The sequence below is a fragment of the Erythrobacter sp. genome, assembly GCF_036351135.1.
GTDB lineage: Bacteria > Pseudomonadota > Alphaproteobacteria > Sphingomonadales > Sphingomonadaceae > Erythrobacter.
Genome location: NZ_JAZBON010000026.1, coordinates 41,408 through 63,105 on the forward strand (window position 1 = coordinate 41,408; position 21,698 = coordinate 63,105).

General features: G+C 63.7%; 18 protein-coding genes and 2 riboswitches. Of the genes, 6 read left to right on the forward strand and 12 right to left on the reverse strand.

Going from position 1 to position 21,698, the window contains the following annotated elements; genetic code table 11:
- The first annotated feature begins 53 nt into the window (after positions 1 to 53).
- The 5 genes from V2I30_RS08465 (at position 54) to mmsB (ending at position 4,496) form a co-directional block, all read left to right on the forward strand.
- The gene (locus V2I30_RS08465; protein WP_330661692.1) at positions 54 to 1,199 is read left to right on the forward strand and encodes an acyl-CoA dehydrogenase family protein; all 1,146 of its coding nucleotides are present in this window, start codon (positions 54 to 56) and stop codon (positions 1,197 to 1,199) included.
- Positions 1,196 to 1,639 (forward strand): hypothetical protein, encoded by a 444-nt coding sequence (locus V2I30_RS08470; RefSeq protein ID WP_330661693.1) that lies wholly within the window; start codon positions 1,196 to 1,198, stop codon positions 1,637 to 1,639. The genes V2I30_RS08465 and V2I30_RS08470 overlap by 4 nt, the downstream gene beginning before the upstream one ends.
- On the forward strand, positions 1,636 to 2,709 hold the full coding sequence (locus V2I30_RS08475) for an enoyl-CoA hydratase/isomerase family protein (protein WP_330661694.1): 1,074 nt from the start codon (positions 1,636 to 1,638) through the stop codon (positions 2,707 to 2,709). The genes V2I30_RS08470 and V2I30_RS08475 overlap by 4 nt, the downstream gene beginning before the upstream one ends.
- A 94-nt stretch (positions 2,710 to 2,803) precedes the next feature.
- The gene (locus V2I30_RS08480; RefSeq protein WP_330661695.1) at positions 2,804 to 3,598 is read left to right on the forward strand and encodes an enoyl-CoA hydratase-related protein; all 795 of its coding nucleotides are present in this window, start codon (positions 2,804 to 2,806) and stop codon (positions 3,596 to 3,598) included.
- 28 nt (positions 3,599 to 3,626) lie between these two features.
- Positions 3,627 to 4,496, forward strand: coding sequence for a 3-hydroxyisobutyrate dehydrogenase (gene mmsB, locus V2I30_RS08485; RefSeq protein WP_330661696.1), 870 nt, complete (start codon positions 3,627 to 3,629; stop codon positions 4,494 to 4,496).
- Here the strand turns inward: mmsB and V2I30_RS08490 are convergent.
- Positions 4,483 to 5,208, reverse strand: coding sequence for a hypothetical protein (locus tag V2I30_RS08490; RefSeq protein WP_330661697.1), 726 nt, complete (start codon positions 5,206 to 5,208; stop codon positions 4,483 to 4,485). The genes mmsB and V2I30_RS08490 overlap by 14 nt on opposite strands.
- Before the next feature lie 114 nt (positions 5,209 to 5,322).
- Between V2I30_RS08490 and V2I30_RS08495 the strand changes: the two genes are divergently transcribed.
- Positions 5,323 to 6,648, forward strand: a complete 1,326-nt coding sequence (locus V2I30_RS08495; protein ID WP_330661698.1) for a lipopolysaccharide biosynthesis protein — start codon at positions 5,323 to 5,325, stop codon at positions 6,646 to 6,648.
- Here V2I30_RS08495 and gcvPB read toward each other — a convergent pair whose 3' ends face one another.
- From gcvPB to V2I30_RS08550, 11 genes are all read right to left on the reverse strand, one after another.
- Positions 6,649 to 8,229 (reverse strand): aminomethyl-transferring glycine dehydrogenase subunit GcvPB, encoded by a 1,581-nt coding sequence (gene gcvPB / locus V2I30_RS08500; protein WP_330661700.1) that lies wholly within the window; start codon positions 8,227 to 8,229, stop codon positions 6,649 to 6,651.
- Positions 8,226 to 9,602, reverse strand: a complete 1,377-nt coding sequence (gene gcvPA, locus V2I30_RS08505; RefSeq protein WP_330661701.1) for an aminomethyl-transferring glycine dehydrogenase subunit GcvPA — start codon at positions 9,600 to 9,602, stop codon at positions 8,226 to 8,228. Before gcvPA ends, gcvPB begins: the two co-directional genes overlap by 4 nt.
- A 19-nt stretch (positions 9,603 to 9,621) precedes the next feature.
- Positions 9,622 to 9,993, reverse strand: coding sequence for a glycine cleavage system protein GcvH (gcvH, locus tag V2I30_RS08510; protein ID WP_330661702.1), 372 nt, complete (start codon positions 9,991 to 9,993; stop codon positions 9,622 to 9,624).
- A gap of 3 nt (positions 9,994 to 9,996) precedes the next feature.
- Positions 9,997 to 11,172, reverse strand: a complete 1,176-nt coding sequence (gene gcvT, locus V2I30_RS08515; protein WP_330661704.1) for a glycine cleavage system aminomethyltransferase GcvT — start codon at positions 11,170 to 11,172, stop codon at positions 9,997 to 9,999.
- 50 nt (positions 11,173 to 11,222) lie between these two features.
- A riboswitch (glycine riboswitch) is annotated at positions 11,223 to 11,330 on the reverse strand.
- A riboswitch (glycine riboswitch) is annotated at positions 11,331 to 11,440 on the reverse strand.
- Between the two features lie 128 nt (positions 11,441 to 11,568).
- Complete coding sequence (csgH, locus tag V2I30_RS08520; protein WP_330661705.1) at positions 11,569 to 11,949, reverse strand: curli-like amyloid fiber formation chaperone CsgH; 381 nt, start codon at positions 11,947 to 11,949, stop codon at positions 11,569 to 11,571.
- The gene (locus V2I30_RS08525; protein WP_330661707.1) at positions 11,946 to 12,674 is read right to left on the reverse strand and encodes a hypothetical protein; all 729 of its coding nucleotides are present in this window, start codon (positions 12,672 to 12,674) and stop codon (positions 11,946 to 11,948) included. The genes csgH and V2I30_RS08525 overlap by 4 nt, the downstream gene beginning before the upstream one ends.
- A 103-nt stretch (positions 12,675 to 12,777) precedes the next feature.
- Complete coding sequence (locus V2I30_RS08530; protein WP_330661708.1) at positions 12,778 to 13,590, reverse strand: hypothetical protein; 813 nt, start codon at positions 13,588 to 13,590, stop codon at positions 12,778 to 12,780.
- A gap of 69 nt (positions 13,591 to 13,659) precedes the next feature.
- Positions 13,660 to 16,122 (reverse strand): beta strand repeat-containing protein, encoded by a 2,463-nt coding sequence (locus tag V2I30_RS08535; RefSeq protein WP_330661709.1) that lies wholly within the window; start codon positions 16,120 to 16,122, stop codon positions 13,660 to 13,662.
- Between the two features lie 78 nt (positions 16,123 to 16,200).
- On the reverse strand, positions 16,201 to 17,847 hold the full coding sequence (locus tag V2I30_RS08540; RefSeq protein WP_330661710.1) for a Curlin associated protein: 1,647 nt from the start codon (positions 17,845 to 17,847) through the stop codon (positions 16,201 to 16,203).
- 127 nt (positions 17,848 to 17,974) lie between these two features.
- Positions 17,975 to 19,105 (reverse strand): hypothetical protein, encoded by a 1,131-nt coding sequence (locus V2I30_RS08545; RefSeq protein WP_330661712.1) that lies wholly within the window; start codon positions 19,103 to 19,105, stop codon positions 17,975 to 17,977.
- 143 nt (positions 19,106 to 19,248) lie between these two features.
- Positions 19,249 to 21,618 (reverse strand): hypothetical protein, encoded by a 2,370-nt coding sequence (locus V2I30_RS08550; protein ID WP_330661713.1) that lies wholly within the window; start codon positions 21,616 to 21,618, stop codon positions 19,249 to 19,251.
- Between the last annotated feature and the right edge of the window lie 80 nt (positions 21,619 to 21,698).

Consider the following 21,698-nt stretch of genomic DNA (forward strand, 5'->3'; position numbering starts at 1 on the left):
TCCCTCGCGCTTGCCCTTCCCTCAAGGCAGCCAAGCGGCTAAACGCCCGCTCCATGCAGGGACAATTTCAACTGACCGAAGACCAGCTGGCGATCCAGGAGATGGCACAGCGTTTCACCGCCGACAACATCACGCCCGAGGCGGGCGAATGGGACGCGAAATCGATCTTCCCGAAGGATGTCATCAAGCAGACCGCCGAGCTCGGCTTCGGCGCGATCTATGTCTCGGAAGAATCAGGCGGGATCGGCCTTGGCCGGCTTGAAGCCGCGCTGATCATGGAGGCTATGGCCTATGGCTGCCCGACCACCAGCGCGTTCATTTCGATCCACAACATGGCCGCCTGGATGATCGATCGCTTCGGCGGCGAGGAAATCAAGGAGCGCTATCTCCCCGACCTCGTCACGATGGACAGGATCGCGAGCTATTGCCTGACCGAACCGGGCAGCGGATCGGACGCCGCTGGCCTCAAGACGAGCGCAGTGCTTTCGGACGACACCTACGTCCTCAACGGCACCAAACAGTTCATTTCCGGCGGCGGCGTCAACGATGTCTATGTGACGATGGTGCGCACCGGCGAGCACAAGACCAAGGGCATCACCTGCCTCGTCGTCGACAAGGACACGCCCGGCGTCAGCTTCGGTGCACCCGAGAAGAAGCTTGGCTGGAACGCCAGCCCGACCGCGCAGGTCATCTTCGAGGATGCGCGCGTGCCCGCCGCCAACCGTGTCGGGGCCGAGGGCGAAGGATTTCGCATCGCCATGATGGGGCTCGATGGCGGGCGGCTCAATATCGGCGCCTGCTCGCTCGGCGGGGCACAGCGCTGTCTCGACGAGGCGGTGGCCTACACCAAGGACCGCAAGCAGTTCGACCAGGCCGTGGCCGATTTCCAGAATACGCAGTTCATGCTCGCCGACATGGCGACCGATCTCGAAGCCGCGCGCGCCCTCCTCTATCTCGCCGCCGCCAAGGTGACGGACAACGCTCCGGACAAATCGCGCTTCTCGGCAATGGCGAAGCGGCTGGCGACCGACAACGGCTCGAAGGTGGTGAACGACGCGCTTCAGCTGTTCGGCGGCTACGGCTATCTCAAGGACTACCCCATCGAACGCTTCTGGCGCGATCTGCGCGTCCACTCGATCCTCGAAGGCACCAACCAGGTGATGCGCATGATCGTGGGGCGGGACCTCCTGCGCCAGTGACGCGGCTTGCCGTCCTGCTGCTGGGCTATATCGCGTCGGCGGTCGTGGGAATGATCGTGCTGCTGCTTGCGGACTGGGTTCGGACGGGAAGCGCGCCGGCGGGGGCGAACCTCCCGCCCTTGCCGGTTCTGTTCGGCGGCGCGCTGGTCGGCGTGGTCCTGTCGCTTCCTGCCGCCCTTCCCGCGATTGTCTGGAGCGAGCATCGTCGCCGCGGGCCCGCCTGGCTATTCGCCGCCGCGGGTTTGGCCACCGCGATCCTGCTCATCTTGCTTCTCAGCGATTACGGATGGACTACCGTAGCGGCAGGCGAGCCGCGGATCGTGCGCGACATCGTGGTCGCTGGCGCGGCCTGCATTTCGGCTTCCCTAACCTTTTGGCTGGTTGCATGGCGGCTCTTTCCCCCGCATGGCAGACAGGAACCGAAACAGAGTAATTCATGACCACCGACGTCCTTACCCGCACCAATGGCCCGATCGGGCATATCACCCTCAACCGCCCCAAAGCGCTCCACGCCCTCACCCTCGAAATGTGCCACGCCATGTCGGCGGCGCTCGCCGAATGGGCGGGCGACGACAGCGTCGAGGCGATCATCATCGATCATGCCGAGGGCACCCGCGGCTTTTGCGCGGGCGGCGATATCGCCATGCTGCGCGACAGCGCGCTGAACGACGGCGGCGAGACGGGGCGCCGCTTCTTTCACGATGAATATCAGCTTAACCACCAGCTCTTCACCTACGCCAAGCCGATCGTCGCCTTCATGGACGGCGTCACGATGGGCGGCGGTGTCGGCATCTCCATGCCGGCCAAGTTTCGCGTAGCGACGGAGAACACCCGTTTCGCAATGCCCGAGACCGGGATCGGCCTGTTTCCCGATGTCGGCGGCGGCTGGTATCTGTCGCGGCTCGGCGGACGGCTGGGCCAGTTTCTGGCGTTGACCGGCGCGCGGCTCGACGGGGCGGAGGCGCTGTGGACGGGGCTGGCGACACATTACGTGCCGAGCGAGATGCTGCCCGACATCAAGGCGCGCATCGCCGAGCGGCCGGGGCGGATCGCGGGCATTCTTTCCGAGCCGGTCGGCACGCCGCCCGAAGCGCGGATCGAGGCCAATGCACTGCGCATCGCCAAACATTTCGCCTCCGACCGCTTCGAGGACATTCTCGCCAGCCTCGAAAAGGAGATCGCCGACGACGAGAACGGCGCGGCCGACTGGGCGCAAAAGGAGCGTGACACGCTCGGCACCAAGAGCCCGCAGACCTGCAAGGTCGCGCTGCGCCAGCTGGCGACGAGCGCCGAGCTGACCGACTTCGCCGACAACATGCGCATGGAATATCGCATCGCCAGCCGCGTGCTGACGCGGCCCGATTTCGCCGAAGGGGTGCGCGCGGTGATCGTCGACAAGACCGGCGATCCCAAGTGGGATCCGCCGCGGCCCGATGGGGTCACGCAGGACTTGCTGGACAGCATCTTCGCGCCTCTGCCCGAGGGGGAGGAGTGGGTGCCCTTGAGTTAGATCGTCATCCCGGTGAAAGCCGGGATCTCTGGCCGCTGGCGCCAACCCTTCTTGCTCAAGATCCCGGATCAGGTCCGGGATGACGGAGAATGAAATGACGTACGAAACCATCACCGTCGAAACCGACGCGCAGGGGACCAAGGGTGTCACTCTCATGACTCTCAACCGCCCCAAGGCTCTGAACGCGCTCAATTCTAAGGTGCTCGACGAATTGATCGACGCCTTTGCGGCTTACCAGGCCAATACGAGCCAGCTTTGCGCGGTGCTCACAGGATCGGGAGACAAGGCGTTCGCCGCGGGCGCGGACATCAAGGAAATGTCGGACAAGCCGGCGGCCGATTTCTATCTCGACGATTTCTTTTCCCCCTGGACCAGCGAGATCGTCAAGAAGACGCGCAAACCCTGGATCGCAGCAGTGAATGGCTTCGCGCTAGGCGGCGGATGCGAGCTCGCCATGATGGCGGACTTCATCATCGCCAGCGAAAACGCCAAGTTCGGCCAGCCCGAGATCAAGCTCGGCGTTGCGCCCGGCATGGGCGGATCGCAGCGCCTGACCCGCGCGGTGGGCAAGGCGAAGGCGATGGAAATGTGCCTCACAGGCCGGATGATGGAAGCCGAGGAAGCCGAACGCAGCAACCTGGTCGCGCGCACTGTCCCGCATGGCGAGCTGATCGCCGAAGCCTTGAAGGCCGCCGGAACGATCGCCTCGATGCCGCCGATGGCCGCGATCGCGAACAAGGAAATGGTGAACGCCGCCTTCGAGACCACGCTCGATCAGGGCCTCGTTATGGAACGCCGCATCTTCCAGATCCTCACCGCCAGCGAGGACAAGCAAGAGGGCATGGCCGCGTTCATCGAGAAGCGCGAGGGCGCGTGGAAGGGCCGTTGATCTCTGTGCTTAGATCGGGAGTAAAGCCATGAAAATTGCCTTTATCGGCCTCGGTAACATGGGCGGCGGGATGGCCGCGAACCTTGTGAAGGCGGGCCATAATGTCCGGGCCTTCGACCTGTCCGAGGACGCCCTCGCCCGCGCGAAGGAGGTCGGGTGCGCGACCTTTTCGGCGGTGCGCGAGGCGGTCGAGGGCGTGGAGGCGGTGGTCTCGATGCTGCCCAATGGCAGGATCGTTCGCCAAGTCTACATCGACGACGTGATTGGGCATGCACCTCATGCCGCAACCCTCATCGATTGCTCGACCATCGACGTCGCCACGGCGCGCGCGGTCGCCGAGGCGGCGCATGGCGAAGGCTACAAGATGGTCGATGCGCCGGTTTCCGGGGGAATCGCGGCGGCGGCAGGCGGCACGCTGACTTTCATGGTTGGCGGCGAGCGTCACGCCTTCGAAGCCGCCAAACCGATCCTCGAGGCTATGGGCAAGGCGGTGATCCATGCCGGCGATGCGGGCGCGGGGCAGACCGCGAAGATCTGCAACAACATGCTGCTCGCGGTTCACATGATCGGCACTGCCGAGGCGATGAAGATGGCCGAGAAGCTCGGGCTCGATCCGCAGAAATTCTACGAAATCAGTTCGCAAAGTTCGGGCTACAACTGGTCGCTGAACGCCTACACGCCGATGCCCGGCGTCGGGGTCGATAGCCCCGCGGACAAGGACTACCAGGGCGGTTTCGCGACCGCGTTGATGCTCAAGGATCTGCGTCTCGCAATGGAAGCCGCGGACAACGCCGATGCTGCCGTTCCCTTAAGCTCGCGCGCCGCGGCGCTCTATGAGGACTTTGCCGGGGCGGGCAATGACGGCCTCGATTTCTCGGCAATCATCAAGACGTATTGATCTCTTCGATCACATTCGCCAGCCATGCGCGCGGCGCCTGGCGCTGGCCAATGTCGGCGACGAATTCCTGTCCTCGCGCCACACTCTGCAAACGTCCGCCCGCAAGCCAGCGTTCCGCGCGGTCGTGATAGGATAGCCCGCCGCGCCGCAGCCAACCGGGTTTTTGCCATAAGCTCGGCGGACCGCCCGGCACCGTTAGCCGCAGGGCATCGCCCGCATGGCGCGCCTCCCTGCCCTCGCCCAGCCAGAGGCAGTCGTTGCGGGAATGCATGGCGAGCGCATGGGGATGGGCGATAGCTTTCAATTCGTCAGGCGCACCTGCTGCAAGCGGGACGGTCTCCTCCACCTTGAGGTAACCGAAGATACGATGGTGCGGCTCACCCGTTTCCTCTTCGGCAAACAGGCCGAAGAACACGAAGACGTCGCCGAGGCCGACGCCCTGCCGCTCTAGATGCGTCTGCGCCGCGCCGCATTGGCCGAATACGCAGGTGCCGTCCGCGAGGAACATCGGATCATGGTGGCATAGGTCACGCGCGCCGAGCCTGCCCCGGCTCGCCTTCGCCGCCGCTTCGCCGAGGCCGAGATCGCCGTAAGTCGTGGTGCTCGCCGCGCCCGCCGGGATCGGCAGGCTGACCGGACGGCCACCTGTAATCGGCGAGGGACCGCCGCCCGCGCTGCTGTCGAACCCTTTTCGCGAAAAGACGATACGCATTCGTTCCGCTCCTAGTCGTGCAGGCCAACCCCGCGCGACATTTAATTGTCGAATTTCGCGCATTCCTTGCTATGCGCTCTCGCTCACAGGACAATTCGGACCGACGCGACGCGCATGAAGCGCCTTTTCACCAATATCGGCTGGCTGCTGGGCGGGCGCGGGATCAACGCCGTGCTCAGCCTGGTCTATCTCGCGCTCGCCACGCGCACGCTCGGCCTCGAGATGTTCGGCCATTTCGCCGCGATCGTCGCGCTGGGATCGGCGGTGACCGGCATCGCCAACTTCCAGACCTGGCAATTCATCGTGCGCTGGGGGGCGAATGGGGACAGCGAGGGCGCGACGCAACTGCGCGAAGCGACCGGTTTCGCGATCGCGCTCGACCTGATGTCGATGGCGATGGGGACTGTGATCGCCGCGTTGCTGGTCTGGAGCGCACCCTACTGGCTGCCTCTCCCGGACGACTTGCTCCCACTCACCTTCGCCTATTGCGTGATCTCGCTGCTCGCGATCCGCACCACGCCGACCGGCCTGCTGCGCCTCAATTTCAAATATGCGCAGGCCACCGCCGCCGAGGCGGTGCAGCCGTTCATCCGCGCGGGCGGCGCGCTGCTCGCCTTTTTCTTCATGCCGAATGTGACCGGCTTCATCCTCGCCTATGCGGCGTCCGAGATCGCGGTGGCGACGGCCTTGTGGATCGCGGCTGCGCGGACCGAGCGGATCGACCTCACCGCGCTCAGCCTGAAGCGCATTCCCGCCCTGCACGCCGATGCATGGCGCTTCGTATGGTCGACCAACATGTCGGGCAGCCTGACCATCGCGGGCAAACAGGTGGTGGTGCTGCTGGTCGGCACCTTCGGCGGTGCCGCGCTGCTCGGAGGCTTTCGGGTCGCAAGCCAGCTCGGACAGGCGCTGGTCGCGCTCGCCCAGACCATTTCCAAGGCGATCCTGCCCGAACTCGTGCATGCCAGAGAAGACGCGCTGGTGATCGCGCGGCGCATGGCCAATGTGGCGCTGATCGGCGGGGTTATCGCGGTGCTTGCAGCGGTCCTGTTCGGGCGCGAGGCGCTGGATCTCATCGCCGGCAGCGAATTTCGCGGGCGCGGATTCTACTGGGCGATGGTGATCCTCGCGATCGCGGGCGCGCTTGAGCTGGTCGGGGCGAGCCTTGAATCGCTGCTGGTTTCGGCGGGCCGCGCGGGCACCGCTTTTCTCGTGCGCGCGGTGCCGACACTGCTCGCGCTCGTGATGCTGGATGCGGCGATCGGCTGGAACGGGGCGATCGGCGCGGCCTTCACCGTGCTGGGATCGAGCGCCTTTGCCGTCATCGGCTTCTACGTCGCGATCCTCAACCTGCAGCAGATCCGGATCACGCTCGACCCCGCCGCCGCGGCGAGCGAGGAGCCGGACGAAAAAGCGAACGCTCCGACGAATCGCCGCTAATCAGGCGAGCGGCGGCTGCCAGGCGAGCCGGGGCTTGCGCGCCGCCGCGGTTTCGTCGAGCCGCCGGCGCGGCGCGTAATAGGGTGCCTGTTTGAGCCGTTCGTCGCCCGCAACTGCGCGTTCCACGAGGCTACGAAAGGCGGTGATGAACTGGTCGATCGTCGCCTTGCTCTCGGTCTCGGTCGGCTCGACCAGCATCGCGCCGTGCACCACCAGCGGGAAATAGACCGTCATCGGGTGATAGCCCTCGTCGATCAGCCCTTTGGCGAGATCGAGCGTCGAAAGGTCGCCGCCGAAATCCCGGTCGCCGAACAGCACTTCGTGCATGCACGGCCCGCTCTCGGCGAAGGGCGCATAGAGCACGTCTTCCATGCTCCTGAGGATGTAGTTCGCGTTGAGCACCGCGTCCTCGGCGACCTGCTTGAGGCCGTCGGCGCCGTGGCTGAGCATGTAGGCGAGCGCGCGGGTGAACATGCCCATCTGCCCATGAAATGCGGTCATACGGCCGAAGCTCTGATGCTCCGCGTCGCGATGTTCCTCCTCGACGATGCGATAAGTGCCGTCCTGTTGGCGCTCGACGAAAGGCAGCGGAGCAAAGGGCGCGAGACTTTCGGACAGGACCACCGGGCCCGAGCCCGGACCGCCGCCGCCATGCGGAGTGGAGAAGGTTTTGTGGAGGTTGATATGCATCGCATCGACGCCGAGATCGCCCGGGCGCACCCGCCCGACGATGGCGTTGAAATTCGCGCCGTCGCAATAGACGTAGCCGCCCGCCTCGTGAACCGCGTCGGCGATCTCGCGAAAGTCGCGTTCGAACAGGCCGCAGGTGTTGGGATTGGTAATCATCACCGCGGCGACGTCGCAATCTTCGGGCGATGTCTGCGCCAGCCGTTCCTTGAGCTTGGCGGTGTCGACCCGGCCCTCGCTGTTGGCGGGAATATCCTCGACCCGGTATCCGGCAAAGGCGGCGGTGGCAGGGTTGGTGCCATGCGCGCTTTCGGGCACAAGCACGACTTCGCGCGCGCGCCCGCGCGCCTCGTGCGCGGCGCGGATGGCGAGGATCCCGCACAGCTCGCCATGCGCGCCGGCCTTGGGGCTCATCGCGACTGCCGGCATGCCAGTGAGCTTGCAGAGCCAGTCGCCCAGCTGATGAATGACTTCGAGCGCGCCCTGCACGCTGTTCTGCGGCGCGAGCGGGTGGATGTCCGCAAATCCGGGCAGACGTGCGAGCTTTTCGTTGAGGCGCGGATTATGCTTCATCGTGCACGAGCCGAGCGGGAAGAAGCCCAGATCGATGCCGTAATTCTGGCGGCTGAGGCGCGTGTAATGCCGCACGGTCTCCGGCTCGGTCAGCCCGACGAGACCGATCGCCTCAGCGCGTTCGAGCCCGCCCAGCCGCGTCGGTGCGCCCTCTTCGATCGCGGAAAGATCGATGCCGGTCGTCTCCTCATGGCCGATCTCGAAAAGCAGCGGTTCCTCGAGCATCAGCGCGCGGTTACCAGTGGTGGTTGCAGGCCCTTCTTGCATGCCATCGTCCGGCTGCATTTCGGGCTTCCAGCCGGACTTGTTGGGAGCATTCATCGTGCGGGCTCCTTGACGAAGGTTTCGAGTTCGGAGGCGAGCGCCTCGATATCTTCGGGCGTGGTGGTTTCGGTGACCGCGACGAGGAGCGCCTGTTCCAGCGCTTCGACGCCGGGATAGAGCCGCCCGAGCGACACGCCGCCGAGCACGCCGCGCTTCGCAAGCGCGCGCACCGCCTCCCGCGCCGGCCTGCCCTCGAGCATCACGGTGAATTCGTTAAAGAAGCTCTCGTTCAAGAGGCGAATGCCCGGCACCTGCGCCAGCCGGTCGGCGGCCATGTAAGCGAGCCGGTGGTTCTCCGCCGCCAGCCGCCGCAGCCCCTTCTCGCCAAGCAGGGTCATGTGGACGCTGAAGGCGAGCGCGCACAGCCCGCTATTGGTGCAGATGTTTGAGGTCGCCTTCTCGCGGCGGATATGCTGTTCGCGGGTGGAGAGGGTGAGGACGAAGCCGCGCTTGCCTTCCGCATCCTCGGTCTCTCCGCACAGCCGGCCTGGCATCTGGCGCACATGCTTGGGATCGCGCACGGCGAAAAGGCCGAGATAAGGCCCGCCGAACTGGAGGCCGACGCCGATCGATTGGCCCTCGCCCACGACGATATCCGCACCCATATCGCCCGGCGCGCGGATCGCGCCAAGCGCGACCGGCTCGGTATTGACCACCACCAGCAGCGCGCCCTTGTCGTGCGCGGCCTCGGCAAGGGTGGAAAGATCGCTGATGCGGCCCAGAATGTCGGGATATTGGACGACGACGCAAGCGGTGTTCTCGTCGATCCGCGCGGTGAGGCCATTCAGGTCGGGCTCGGGCTGGATCGCAGGCGCACTGTCCGCGATCTCGTAGCCGGTGAAATGCGCCATGGTCTTGACCACCTGCGCGTAATGCGGGTGAAGCGCGCCCGACAGCACCGCGCGCTTGCGCTTGGTAATGCGGGTCGACATCGCCACCGCCTCCCAGCACGCGGTCGAGCCATCATAGAGCGAGGCATTCGCCACCGCGCAGCCATAGAGCCGCGCGACCTGGGTCTGGAACTCGAACAGCATCTGCAGCGTGCCCTGCGCGATTTCGGGCTGATAGGGCGTGTATGCGGTCAGGAATTCGCCGCGCTGGATCACCGTGTCGACGCTGGCGGGGATGTGATGGCGATAGGCGCCGGCGCCCAGGAAAAACGGCGTGCCGTCGGCGGAGAGGTTCTTCGCCGCCAGCGCCTTCATTTGCCGCTCCACCGCCATTTCGCTGGCATGCATCGGCAGGTCGTGGATCGGCCCATCAAGCCGCGCGATCTCTGGCACGTCGACGAACAGGTCGTCGATGCTATCGGCCCCGATACGCTCCAGCATATCGCCGCGGTCGGTATCGGTCAGGGGAAGGTATCGCATGGTATTTTCCCGTTGCGGCTCAAAGGTTGTCTACGAACGCCTTGTAGCCCTTGTCGTCCATCAGCCCGTCGAGCTCGCCCGCATCGCCGATCGTCATGCGGAAGAACCAGCCTTCCTCCTCGGGGCTCGAATTGACCAGCGCCGGATCGTCCTCGAGCGCGCCGTTCGCCTCGGTCACCTCGCCCGAGATCGGCGAATAGACGTCGCTCGCCGCCTTGACGCTTTCGACCACTGCCGCATCGCCGCCCTTGTCGAGCATTGCGCCGACTTGCGGGAGTTCGACGAAGACGATGTCGCCCAGCTGCTCCTGCGCGTAGTCTGTGATCCCGACGGTCGCGCTGTCGCCTTCGACGTCGATCCATTCATGTTCATCGGTGAAGTAGCGCGGCATGGATCACTTTCCCCTGTAATAGCGGTGCGGAACGAACGGCATGGATGATACGGTGGCCGGCAGGCGGCGGCCGCGCACTTCGCATTCGAGCGCGGTGCCAATCGCGGCGTGGGCGGGTTCGACATAGGCCATGGCGATCGGACGCCCGAGCGTGGGCGAAAAACCGCCGCTGGTGACGCGTCCGACACGGGCGGTGCCAACGAAGACCTCGGCGCCTTCGCGCGCGGGCATGCGCCCATCGAGGAGAAGGCCGACGCGTTTGCGGGCGAGCGTATTGCCCTCCGCCTCGGCCAAGCGCGCAGCGATCGCCTTGTGCCCCGCATATCCGCCGGTCTCGCGGCGCTTTTTCGAAAGGGCGAAGGTGAGATCGGCGCTGACCGGATCGGTTTCGGTTGAGATGTCGTGCCCGTGTAGCGGCAGTCCCGCCTCGAGCCGCAAGCTGTCGCGCGCGCCGAGCCCGGCGGGCTTCACCCGGTTGTCGGCCACCAGCGCTTCGGCGAGCTTTTCCGCGTGTTCACTGGGAACCGCGATCTCGTACCCATCCTCGCCGGTATAGCCCGCGCGCGCGATCCACAGCGGGACGCCGTCCCAGTCGTGATACATCGCCGACATGAAGTTGAGATCCGCAGCCTCGGGCACCAGCGCGCCCAGCACCTCGGCGGCTTTGGGGCCCTGCAGCGCGAGCAGCGCGTTTTCGTCATAATGGGTGAGCGTGATTTCGTCCGGCAGATGCTCGCGAAGATGTGCGATGTCGTCCCACTTGCACGCTCCGTTGACGACAAGGCCGAACCGCTCGCCGGCATTGGTGACCATCAGATCGTCGATAATCCCGCCATCCTCGTCGAGCAGGAAGGAATAGCGCATACGCCCGGGTTTGAGCGAGCCGATCGCGCCGGGAAGCAGCGCCTCCAATGCCTTGGCAGCCGCATCCATATCGTCGTCGGGGCCGCTCACCCCAAGCTGGCCCATATGGCTCACATCGAACAGGCTGGCGCTTTCCCGCGTCCAATCGTGCTCGGCGACGATACCTTCATACTGGATCGGCATTTCGTAGCCCGCGAAGGGGACCATGCGGGCGCCATGCGCGCGGTGCCAGTCGTTGAGCGCAAGCCGTTCGGGCGACGCATCGCCTTCCGAGCCTTGCTCGCCTGCCGATTGAGTGGTGCTGTCGTCGCTCAAATCTCTCGTCCCCGAACAGGCAGTCCAACGCCTCGCGGGCGAGCTGGGTTCCTGCCCCCTCTGTCGGGAAACCTGAGAGCTTAGCCGCGCTCGTTAGAGGCGCGACTTTCCCCTTCGGTGGCCGCTCGACAAATGCCGGCGGCGCTTTCCAGAGTACCCGATCGCTTGCGGTCCGTTTGCCTGAGAGTTTCCGGGGCGGTTGCTCCTTCGGCGCCGACCCCCTCACCATAGGCGGTGAAGCGGAGCCGGTCTCTCCCGCGAGAGACGCCGGAATCGCTTCCGGCAGGCACGACTTGTGTTGCGGATGCGAAGAGATGCGTCAATCGCCTTGATCGGCGCGAGGCGATTTTTCCGGAGCGAAGAACGTGTGTGCCTATGCCAGCGCCAATGCCGGCGTCAGTCGCTTTCGCAGTCGCCGGCGCTGAGCGTGTAGCTCTGGCCGCTTTCCTCGTTAACCGAGACCAGCGCGCACCACGTGCCCGACACGTTGGTCTTCATCGTCGAAAGCACGTGCCGCTCGCCAGCGGCGACGCTGGTCGCGCCCTTGTGGCGCGATCGCGACGCGCCGATCAGCTCGATCTCGTATTCGAGCGCCTGTGCCACCGGCGAATGCGCGATCAGCTCGATCGCCACCCTGCCGTCCATCTCCTCGACGCCGAGCGACACTGCGCGCTCGCCATCCTGCGCGCCATGCGCACCTGCCGGGCCGGACATCACCGCCCCCGCCGCGATTGCCGCGAGCCATTGGCTGCGCTTGTTCGTATGACCATGGCTCATCGGCCTCCTCCATTGACGCCGAACTGGTTGACGATGGCATCGATCAGAGCCTGCGTTTCGGCGGAAAGCTCGGCCTCGCCCTCAGCGGGTTCGCCGGTTGTGGCCTCGGGCGGCGCGAGAACGCTGGTTCCCAGCGCCACCGAAGCGATCGCCTGGTTCGCAAAATCGTCGGCCTGGGCGTTGCTGCCCGCCAGCCGCCGGATCGCGGTTTCGAGGGTCGAAACCCGGTCGGCGTCCAGACCTTCGCCAAGCAATCGCTCCTCGGCCGAAAGCGTGTTGGCGGGAGACGTCGCGAAATCGGCGCTGCGGGTCTCGATCCGCTCGGCGCACAGCGCGCGCAGGGCCGGGATGTCCGGATTCTGGTCGCAGATATCGGTGCCTTCGACCGCCTCGAGCAGCACCTGTCGCTCCTCGCTGGTGAGCTGCGCCAGCGCGCGCGCCGCATCGCGCGCGGCGAGCTGATCGAGCTCGGCGGATCGCGTGGTCGTCGCATTCACCTGCGCGACATCGCGCGCGTCGTCGACGTTGCGGTTCAGCTGCTGAGTGGCGGTGTTGCGAGAGCGCGCCGCGGCGACATCGCGCGCTGTGATCGGATCGGGATGATAGACCTTGGATGGGGCGGGGGCATCCGCATCGTCGGGCCGAGCCTGCGGACCGGGCGCGGGGCCGATATAGGCCGCGCTCGTAGCCGCGTCCTCTTCGACCTGCTCAGTCTGGGCTTCCATGTCCTGCGCCGATAGCGGGACGGCGATGAGCGCCAGACAGGCAGGTGCAAGAAAATCTGCGCCCCGCAAAGGACGCGGCATCCGAAACGCGGCGAGGAAGCGGTCAGCCACCGCCGTTGGTCTGGGTGATCACCATGGTCTGACCCCCTCCCTGCGTGATGTTGAGGTCGGACAGGTCGTTCCCGATCTGACTCCATTCCAACCGATTGCCGCTCGACAGCTGGGTCGCGCTCATCGCATTACCGTCGCCCGACTGGGTCAGCCGCGCCTGATTGTCCGAGCCGTTCTGTATCAGGCTCAGCTCGTTGTTGAGGCCGTCCTGCATTATCTCGGCGGCGCTGTAGCCGGTGCCCGCCTCGCCTTGGACGACTGCGGCCGTATTGCGATCGCCGCGCTGGGCAAACAGCAGGACGGTATCGCCATCGGCGACCTGGGCAGCGGTCAGCACGTTATCGTTGCCGTCCTGAGCCACCTCCGCATAGTGATTGCCGTTATCTCTCTGATCGAGCGTGGCGGTATTGTTCGAGCCGCTCTGTGCGACCAGCGCGTAGCTTGCGGCGTTCTGCTGTTCGACCCCGGCCACATTACCCGAGCCGACCTGGCTGATGAAGACGCCGGTGTCGTTGCGCGCAGGTCGGCTGACGGTGCGAAAGCCGCCCTCCTCGATCTCGACAACTTCGCCATCATCATTCGCGCCATTGCCTGAATTGCCTTGCGCGCCGTTATTGCCGTTATTGCCGCCGCACGGATTGCCGGTGCCGACACCCGGCCCGTTGCCGCACGGATTGCCCGGCGGTGTATTGCCGTTGCCGCCGTTCCCGTTGCCCTGTGCGTAAAGCGGCGCAGCGCCGAGCGCGCCGGCCGCGATCAGCCCGAACAGGGCACAAGCGGTGGATCGAAGGGTCAGGTGGCTCATGGCGAAAACTCTTATAGGAGAAGAATGTGGTCCGGGCGAGGCACATATCGCCCCGCCCGGAACCCTCGCTTAGTTCGACGCTCCCTGCGTGACCACGGCGCTGTTGCCGGTGCCGTCCTGGAAGACGTTCGAGAAGTTGCTGTCCGAAGTCTGGCTGACAGTCGCGCTGTTGGACGACCCATCCTGTTCGATGACGCTCAGGTTGAGGTCGCCGGACTGGTCGACACTGGCGAAGTTGTCGCCGCCTGCACCAAAGAAGTTCTGCAGAACCTCACTGGAGTTATCTGCGCCGGTTTGCGAGACCTCGGCTTCGTTGTTGTCGCCGAACGCACCCTGATCCAGGAAACTGGAGTTTCCGGTGGACGCCTGGGTTACCGATCCGACATTCCCGTTGCCCGGCCCTTGGAAGGCGACCGAACTGTTGAACGATCCGGACTGATCGACACTCAGCTCATTATCTTCGCCTGGGGCGAACTGCTCGACCGTGCTGGAGTTCTCTTCGCCAATCTGTGCGACGAAAACCGAGTTGTTCGTGCCAGCCTGCACGATGTCCGAGAACAGACGATCGCCTTCCTGCGTGTTGGTCGCTTCGTTGCTGAAACCGCTCTGATCGATGTTGGAGAAATTGTCTTCCCCACCGCCCTGGGTGATCGAAGCCGTGCTGTTATTGGCAGGCGAACCGGCATCATCGTCCCCGGTCTGGGTGATCACCGCATCGTTGAAGACCGCGGTAGCGGTCTGCGTGATATTCGCGGTTTCGCCGCGAGCATTGCCTTCCTGACTGACCGTGGCGAAGCCGCTGGTGCCGGCCTGGCTGACATTGGCAGTGTTGTTGCCTTCGCCGAACTGGTCGACATCCGACTCGTTGCCGACACCCGACTGGGTGACGTTCGCCGTCTGGCCGAAGCCGCCCTGATCGATGTTCGACACTTCACCATCCGAAGTGGCGGTCTGTAGAAGGGTCGCGTCCTGTCCGATGCCGTTCTGGTTGATCAGCGAGTCGCCGTCGTTGCCAAGCTGCGTGCTCGACGCGGTCTGTTCGCGGTTGAACTGGTTGATCGTCGAGCTGTTGCTGAAGCCTTCCTGCACGATGGTAGCCTCGAGCCGGCCATCGCCGACGCCGTTATTAACGTTGGCGCCACCCTGATCCTGCTGGTTGATAGTACCGGTGTTGAGGTCGCCGGTCTGCGTGATCGACGCGTCGGCATCGTTCGACTGCTGGTTGTTGAACGTCTGGTTGATCAACGCCGTGCTCGCACCCTCCTGATCGACGACTGCGGTGAGGTTCGCCCCGCCATCGCCGTTGATGGTCTGGTTCACGGTAGCGTCGGCACCATTGTCCTGGTCGATATTGGCGAACACATTGCTCGCGTTATCGCCCGAAATGGTCTGCAACACGGTCGCATCCGAGCCCGCGAACTGGTCCACTTCAGCGCGGACCTGTCGCGATCCGTCGCCGTCGATCACCTGATCGACGTCCGCGGTCGAATCGTCCTGGTTCACCACGGCGAAGATGCGCGAACTGGCGCGGCCGCTGGCGGTCTGATCGATATTCGAAGTCGAACCGCCGGTCTGAATGTTGGTCGCATTCAGGCCGCGTGCGTTGAAGCCCGATGCGGACTGGTTGATGGTCGACTCGTTCGCACCGGTCTGGTCGATCCTCGCGTTGAGGTCGCGCGAGCTGGCGCCGGTCGCAAGCTGCGTGACATTGGCCGTCGAAGCGCCGTTCTGATCGATATCGACGTTGAGATTGTTCGAACCTTTGGCGCCCGCCGTAGTATTGAAACCGGTGGGATCGCCCGCAGCGGTCTGCGTGACATTCGCCGACGCTCCGCCATCCTGGTCGATGGTAGTGATGACGTCGCCGGATTGCTCGCCCGAAACGGTCTGTAAGACATTGGCGTCGGAACCGCCCCTCTGATTTAGCGTCGCGCTGGCCGACGGGTTGAACCCGCTGGTATCGCTCGCGATCTGCGTCACGGTTGAGGTCGAGTCTAACTGCGTCACACTGGCACGCATATTTTTGCCGCTATTGGTGCCGGTCTGCGCGATGTTCGAGCTCGAATTGCCGTTCTGACTGACGGTAGCACGAAGGCCACCAGTGTAACCCGGCCCATTCGAGTTCTGGTCGATGATCGATATGTTGTCGGCGCCGCTCTGATCGATCTCGGCGACCTGATTGAAACTTCCCGCAGCAATGTCCTGCGTGATCGTAGACGCATTGTCCGTACCCTCTTGTACGACGATCGCCTCTGGGTCGAAATCAGCGACGCCGGTCGATCCGCCGTCATTCCCGTTGTTGGCATCGTCGTTCTGATCGATGTCCGAAACGTTCCCCGAACCCGACTGGTTCACATCAGCAAGAGCTTGGTCTGCGACCTGATTGATCGTCGAGGTGTTGTCGCCGGTCTGCGCGACGATTACGGAATTGCCATCGCCCTGCTGATCGATCTCCGAGTTGCTTTGCGCAAAGGCCGGAGCCGCGGTCGCGAGCGCCAGGATCGACGCCGTGGTAAGGATAGTGTTCTTCATCAATTTTCCCCTTCTTCGTCTTCAAATTGTTATTCAGTTAGCCGACGGGGCGAACCTCTCGGCCCGCCCCGTACGATGTCAGTTCTGCGTCACCGAAGCGCTGTTGCCATTCCCGTTCTGGTCGATGCGCGAAATGTTGTTGTCGCTCGCCTGGAGGACATTCACCGAGTTGCCCGAACCTTTCTGGAAGATGTCCGACAGGTTGTCGCTGCCCGACTGGGTGACGCTCGCAGTGGTGAGCACCCCGTCGACCAGGCCGTTCTGGGTGATACGGCTCTCATTGCTCGCTCCCGATTGGTTGACCGTCGCCTGCGTGTCGAACCCGTCCTGAAGGACGTTGGCGAGGTTGTCGGCACCGCTCTGCGAAACGTCTGCGACAGCGCGCGACTGAAGGCCGCCGGCTCCACGCTGGAGAATGTTGACGGTGGACTCGTCCGAACCAGTCAGCTGGTCGACGAATGCTTGGTCCTTGCGGCCGCGTTGACGAATTTCCGAACTTGCGCCGATACCCGCCTGGGTCACCGCTGCGAGATTGTTGAGGGCGCGCTGATCGATGAACGAGTTGTTTTCATCGCCCGATTGCAGGACCTCGAGGGTGTTGCCGGCATCGACCTGCCTGGCGTTCGAAATATTGTCGAAGCCGGTCTGATCGATATCCGCAAAAAGGCCCTTATTGTCCTGCGTCAGGTTAGAAAGGTTGCCGCCGCCGCTCTGGTTCACCTCGGCGATAACGTCCTGATCTGGGTTGGAAACCGAACCGGGAGACCGGTCGCGCTGCGTGATGTTCGATTCGTGCCCGTCTCCGTTCTGAACGACCGTTGCCGAGAAGTTCCGCGAGCCGGGCTGACCATAGGTTTGGGTGATATTCGAAGTCGAAGCACCGTTCTGCGTAACGATTGCGTCCATATCAGTAGACTGGTCGCCATTCGCCGTCTGAACGATGTTGGAAGTCGCCCCGTTATTCTGGGTCACCGACGCAAACAGATCGCCAGTCAGGCTTCCGTTCAGGGTCTGCTGGATGTCCGAGTTCGAACCGCCAAGCTGGTCGACGACGGCTAGGGCAGCCGGGTTCGGGCCCCGACCGGCAGTCGCGATCTGGGTAACGATCGAGTTCGAGTCGGTTTGCGTCACTCTGGCACGCAGATCCTTGCCGCCATCGGTGCCGGTCTGCACGATGTCGGAAGTGGCGCTTCCGTTCTGCTCGACCGTCGCGATGTGACCGCCGGTGTAGCCCGAACCATTGGAGTTCTGATCGATGGTCGAGGTGTTATTATCGTTGTTCTGTGTGACGTTGGCGGACTGGTTGTACCCGCCGTTCGCGGCGATAGTCTGGGTGATGGTCGACGTGTTGTCGTTGCCCTGCTGATCGACGGTCGCATCCGGATCGAAGCCGGGCTCGCCGATCGTGCCGTCTTCGTCGGGCGGATTGAACGGGTCGTCCTGCGTCACGGTCGAGCTGTTGCGATCGCCGTCCTGAGTGACGTCGGCATAGGCCTGGAAAGCGTCCTGATCGATGATGGAGATGTTCAGATCACCGCTCTGATCGTTGCCGGCGAAGTTGCCGTCGCCATCCTGATCGATATCGGAGGTGCTGCTGCCGCTCTGCACCACGACAGCGGCATTGCTGTCGCCGTTCTGATCGACATCGGACGTGCTCTGCGCAAAGGCGGGAGCGGCCGCGGCGAGCGCCAAGATCGACGCACCGGTAAGAATAGTCTTTGTCATGCTGAGTTCCTTTTCAACTCTGTTTATCCACGCGACTGTTCTGCGATCGATTTGGATTCGCGCTGACCCAAAGGGGGTGAGCCGGGCGGACGCCATCTAGGAGCCCGCCCGGTTCGAGTTCTCCAAGTTAGCCTTGGGTGACGGTGGCGGTGTTGCCGGTGCCGTTCTGGTTGATGTTCGACACATTGTTGTCGCTCGTCTGCGTGACGGTTGCGGTGTTGCTCTCGCCGTCCTGCGTGATGTTCGACAGGTTGTCGTTGCCGGTCTGGCTGACCTTGGCGTAATTGCCGCCTGCACCCGTGCCGGTCTGCGTCGTGTTGCTGGTGTTGCCGGTGCCGTCCTGGCTGATCAACACCTCATCGGCGAAGCCGAACTGGTCGACGGTGATGGCGTTGCCCGAGCCGTTCTGATCGTCGATCGTCGCGAGGTTTTCGTTCCCCGTCTGGGTGATCGTGATCTCGTTATTCATACCCTGCTGATCCATCACGTAAGCTTGGTTGTCCAAGCCGCTCTGGGTCACCATGGTGGTAAGGTCGCTGCCATCCTGATCGATATCGGCCAGGTTGCCGTTGCCGGTCTGAACGATGTCGACATCATTGTTCGAATCCGCGAGCGTGAAGCCCGATTCATCGACCAGCGCGGCGTTGTCGTTGCCGGTCTGGAGGATCGTCGCATCGTGGCCGCTGCCGATCTGCTCGACATAGGCGAGGTTGCCGGTGACCGCGCCGCCATCGACACCCTGATCGATGTCGGCGTTGTTATTGCGGCCGCTGGTCTGACGCACCACCGCGGCATTGTCGGCGACGGCACCGGTATTCGTGGCCGGCGAGACGCTGAGCGAGGAAAGCCGGCTGTCCACGTCGAAGCCCGCACCGCCCGCGCTGTATTGCGTGACGGAGGCATCGTTGTTGTCGTTCGTGGACGGGCCCTGGCTGTCCTGCTCGATCGACGCGAAAGCATCGTCGCCGTCCTGGATGATCAGCGCTTCGTTGGCTGCGTTCGAGAAGCCGACCATGCCCGCCGGATTGGCGTTCTGCTGATCGATCACCGCTTCGTTGCGATTGCCGTCCTGATCGATCTCGGCAAGGTTTTCGACACCCGGCCCCTGCGAGACCGACGCGTCGTTGTTGTTGCCGTTCTGATCGATGTCGGACTGGTTGCCCGAGACGCCGTCAGGCGTGATCAGCGACTGGGCGCTGGCAGGGGCGGCGATCGCAAAAGCGAGGATCGAGGCGGTCGTGAGAATTGTCTTTTTCATCGTAGCTTCCTTCAACTGGTTGTTAAGAAATGCGACGTATTGTGAAGATGCGAGGTCTGTGCCCAGCTTGTATCGAAATGGCGGTTTCCCGCCATAGTTGCGTCGGGGACGTGCCGGTGTGACACGCCCCCGAGGTCAATCCCTTACGGCGCGCCGTGCTGGTTGACCGTTGCCGTGTTGCTATTGCCGATCTGGCTAACCTCGGACATGCCGCCCGAACCGGTCTGCATGACGTCGGCCGTATTCAGGTCGCCATTCTGGAAAATGGTCGAGTCATTGTCCAAGCCGCTCTGAGTGAGGATAGCCTCGTTGTCCCCGCCAAGCTGGTCGATCAGCGAGGTTCCATCGGTGCCCGTCTGGGTCACGGTCGCAAGGTTGTCCGAACCGGTATTGATCCCGTTCGTGAAGAAACCGGTCAGCACATCGCCCTGATTGATCGTGGACTGGTTGTTGGTCCCTGATTGCGAGACGTCGGCTTCCTGATCGGTCCCACGCTGCGTGATGGCCGAACGGTTGTCCGTCCCGCCCTGCTCGACCGTGGCCAGCTGGCCCGATCCGGCCCCAATGCCGAGGAACCCGCCATTCGTGCCCTGATCGATCGTCGAGGTCGCACGGACGCTGTCGGAGAGCTGTTCGACGAAAGCGGTCTGGAAACCACCCGACTGGGTGATCGTGGACTGGCCGTCATCGCCAGCCTGGATCACGCCGACATCGGTATCATCCAGATACTGACCGGCATCCTGCGCAAGGCCGCTCTGCGACACGCTCGACGTGTTGCGATCGCCGGATTGCAGGACGTTGGCCTGATGGCCGCCGATGGGGCTCTGCGTGATCGTCGAACTGTTGTCGTCGCCGGACTGTTCGACGATCGCACCCGAAAGCACCGTCGCGGACTGAGTGATCGTCGAATTGTTACGCTCGCCCGATTGCGTCACCCGCGCGCCGTTCAGAAGGCCGGTCTGCGTGATGGTCGAGCTGTTGTCCGCTCCGTCCTGATCGACTTCGGCCAGTGTTCCCGTACCGCTCTGGTCGATGTCGGAGGTGAGGCCGACCCCGCTCTGGCTGACATCCGCGATGTTGGTGGTTCCCGTCTGATCGACTTCGGAAAGGTTCTCGTCACCCGTTTGCACGACGAATGCCTCGGCATCGTCGCCCGATTGAGTGATGAAGCTTTCCTGGGTCGGCGAACGTTCCGGCGGACGAAGATCGGATGCGGTCTGGATTACGGTGGCAGACCCGTTCGCGCCCGACTGGGTAATACCCGAGACGTTGCGTCCATGCGAGCCGCCCTGGGTGACGCTGGCTTCCGAACCATCGCCCGACTGATCGATGGCGGAGGTGTTGTAGATCCCGGTCTGCGAGACGCTGATCGTCGCGTCGTTCGCACTCTGATCGACGTTCGAGCGGTTGATCACGCCATCCTGGCCGATCGTGATGCTCGAATCGTCGCCCGACTGGTCGACCAGCGAGACATTGTTGTCGTAGGACGTGCCGGTGCTCTCGGCGGTGGCGGTGCCATCGAAGGAGCGTGAATTAAAGCCGTTATCCCCGCCGCCCTGCGTGACGGAAACGCTCGAGGAGCCCGACTGGTTGATGTCGGAGAAGTTGTCGTCGCTGTTCTGCATCGAGGTCGCCGAAGACCCGCTCGAAGTCGACGTCTGCGTGATGGTCGAATCGTTGCCACTGCCGTTCTGGAAGATCGAGGCATTGACCGGTACGTCTTCTTGCGAGATCGACGCATTGTTATCGTCGCCCTGCTGATCGATGAGGGCGTCGGCAAAGACCGACGGGGTCACTGGCTGGGTCGCCGGACTGCTGTTGCCCGTGCCGTCGCCGCTCTGGCGTATGACCGTTGCGGTGTTGCCATCGCCGAGCTGATTGACGAGAGCGTTCGAGAAATCGCCCTGCTGATTGATCGTGACGATGTTGTCGTCGCCGATCGTGTTGACGTCGGCCACGGTGTTGTCGCCGGTTTGGTTGATCATGCTGGAGTTGCGATCGCCGTCCTGGCTGACACCCACGCGGTTGGGATCATCGGCGACATCGTAATCATTGTCGGGATCGCCAGCTGCGCCGTTGACTCCGCTCTGGTTCACGGTGCTGAGGTTGTCGTCGCCGAACTGATTGACGCTGGCTTCGTTGAAACGTTCGCTTTGCTCGATGATCGAGGTGCTCGAACCGTCCTGAAGGACGCTGGCGTTCTGCGCGCCGCCCTCCTGGTCGATGGTCGAGTTCGCCGCGCCGGAAACCTGAATGACGCTGGCGCGCTCGTCCTTACCGGTCTGCTCGATAATGCTCGACGCACCGTCAGTGTTTTCCTGCTGCTCAACGTAAGCAACATTGTCCTTGTTTTCCTGGTCGATGTCGGAGTTGGAGTTTTCGCCCGACTGAACGACTTCAGCCTCGTGGGCGTTGCCCGACTGATCGACGTCGCTCGTGTTGTTCTGTGCGAAAGCCGGCGTGGCGGTTGCAAGCGCAACCGTGGACGCGGCAAGGTATAGATAGTTCTTCATATTGCATCACCCCTGTTTTTGGGCGATACCACGAAGGAACCCGCGCCCTGAGACGCGGGACGTACCGTAGCATCACCCGT

Excerpts from the sequence above, each read along its gene's own strand:
- V2I30_RS08525 (WP_330661707.1), bottom strand. The coding sequence starts at position 12,674 with ATGGAAGCCCAGACTGAGCAGGTCGAAGAGGACGCGGCTACGAGCGCG.
- V2I30_RS08540 (WP_330661710.1), bottom strand. The coding sequence starts at position 17,847 with ATGACAAAGACTATTCTTACCGGTGCGTCGATCTTGGCGCTCGCCGCG.
- V2I30_RS08535 (WP_330661709.1), bottom strand. The coding sequence starts at position 16,122 with ATGAAGAACACTATCCTTACCACGGCGTCGATCCTGGCGCTCGCGACC.
- gcvPA (WP_330661701.1), bottom strand. The coding sequence starts at position 9,602 with ATGCGATACCTTCCCCTGACCGATACCGACCGCGGCGATATGCTGGAG.
- V2I30_RS08465 (WP_330661692.1), top strand. The coding sequence starts at position 54 with ATGCAGGGACAATTTCAACTGACCGAAGACCAGCTGGCGATCCAGGAG.
- gcvPB (WP_330661700.1), bottom strand. The coding sequence starts at position 8,229 with ATGAATGCTCCCAACAAGTCCGGCTGGAAGCCCGAAATGCAGCCGGAC.
- V2I30_RS08475 (WP_330661694.1), top strand. The coding sequence starts at position 1,636 with ATGACCACCGACGTCCTTACCCGCACCAATGGCCCGATCGGGCATATC.
- V2I30_RS08480 (WP_330661695.1), top strand. The coding sequence starts at position 2,804 with ATGACGTACGAAACCATCACCGTCGAAACCGACGCGCAGGGGACCAAG.
- V2I30_RS08550 (WP_330661713.1), bottom strand. The coding sequence starts at position 21,618 with ATGAAGAACTATCTATACCTTGCCGCGTCCACGGTTGCGCTTGCAACC.
- V2I30_RS08490 (WP_330661697.1), bottom strand. The coding sequence starts at position 5,208 with ATGCGTATCGTCTTTTCGCGAAAAGGGTTCGACAGCAGCGCGGGCGGC.
- mmsB (WP_330661696.1), top strand. The coding sequence starts at position 3,627 with ATGAAAATTGCCTTTATCGGCCTCGGTAACATGGGCGGCGGGATGGCC.
- csgH (WP_330661705.1), bottom strand. The coding sequence starts at position 11,949 with ATGAGCCATGGTCATACGAACAAGCGCAGCCAATGGCTCGCGGCAATC.
- V2I30_RS08530 (WP_330661708.1), bottom strand. The coding sequence starts at position 13,590 with ATGAGCCACCTGACCCTTCGATCCACCGCTTGTGCCCTGTTCGGGCTG.
- V2I30_RS08545 (WP_330661712.1), bottom strand. The coding sequence starts at position 19,105 with ATGAAAAAGACAATTCTCACGACCGCCTCGATCCTCGCTTTTGCGATC.
- V2I30_RS08495 (WP_330661698.1), top strand. The coding sequence starts at position 5,323 with ATGAAGCGCCTTTTCACCAATATCGGCTGGCTGCTGGGCGGGCGCGGG.
- gcvH (WP_330661702.1), bottom strand. The coding sequence starts at position 9,993 with ATGCCGCGCTACTTCACCGATGAACATGAATGGATCGACGTCGAAGGC.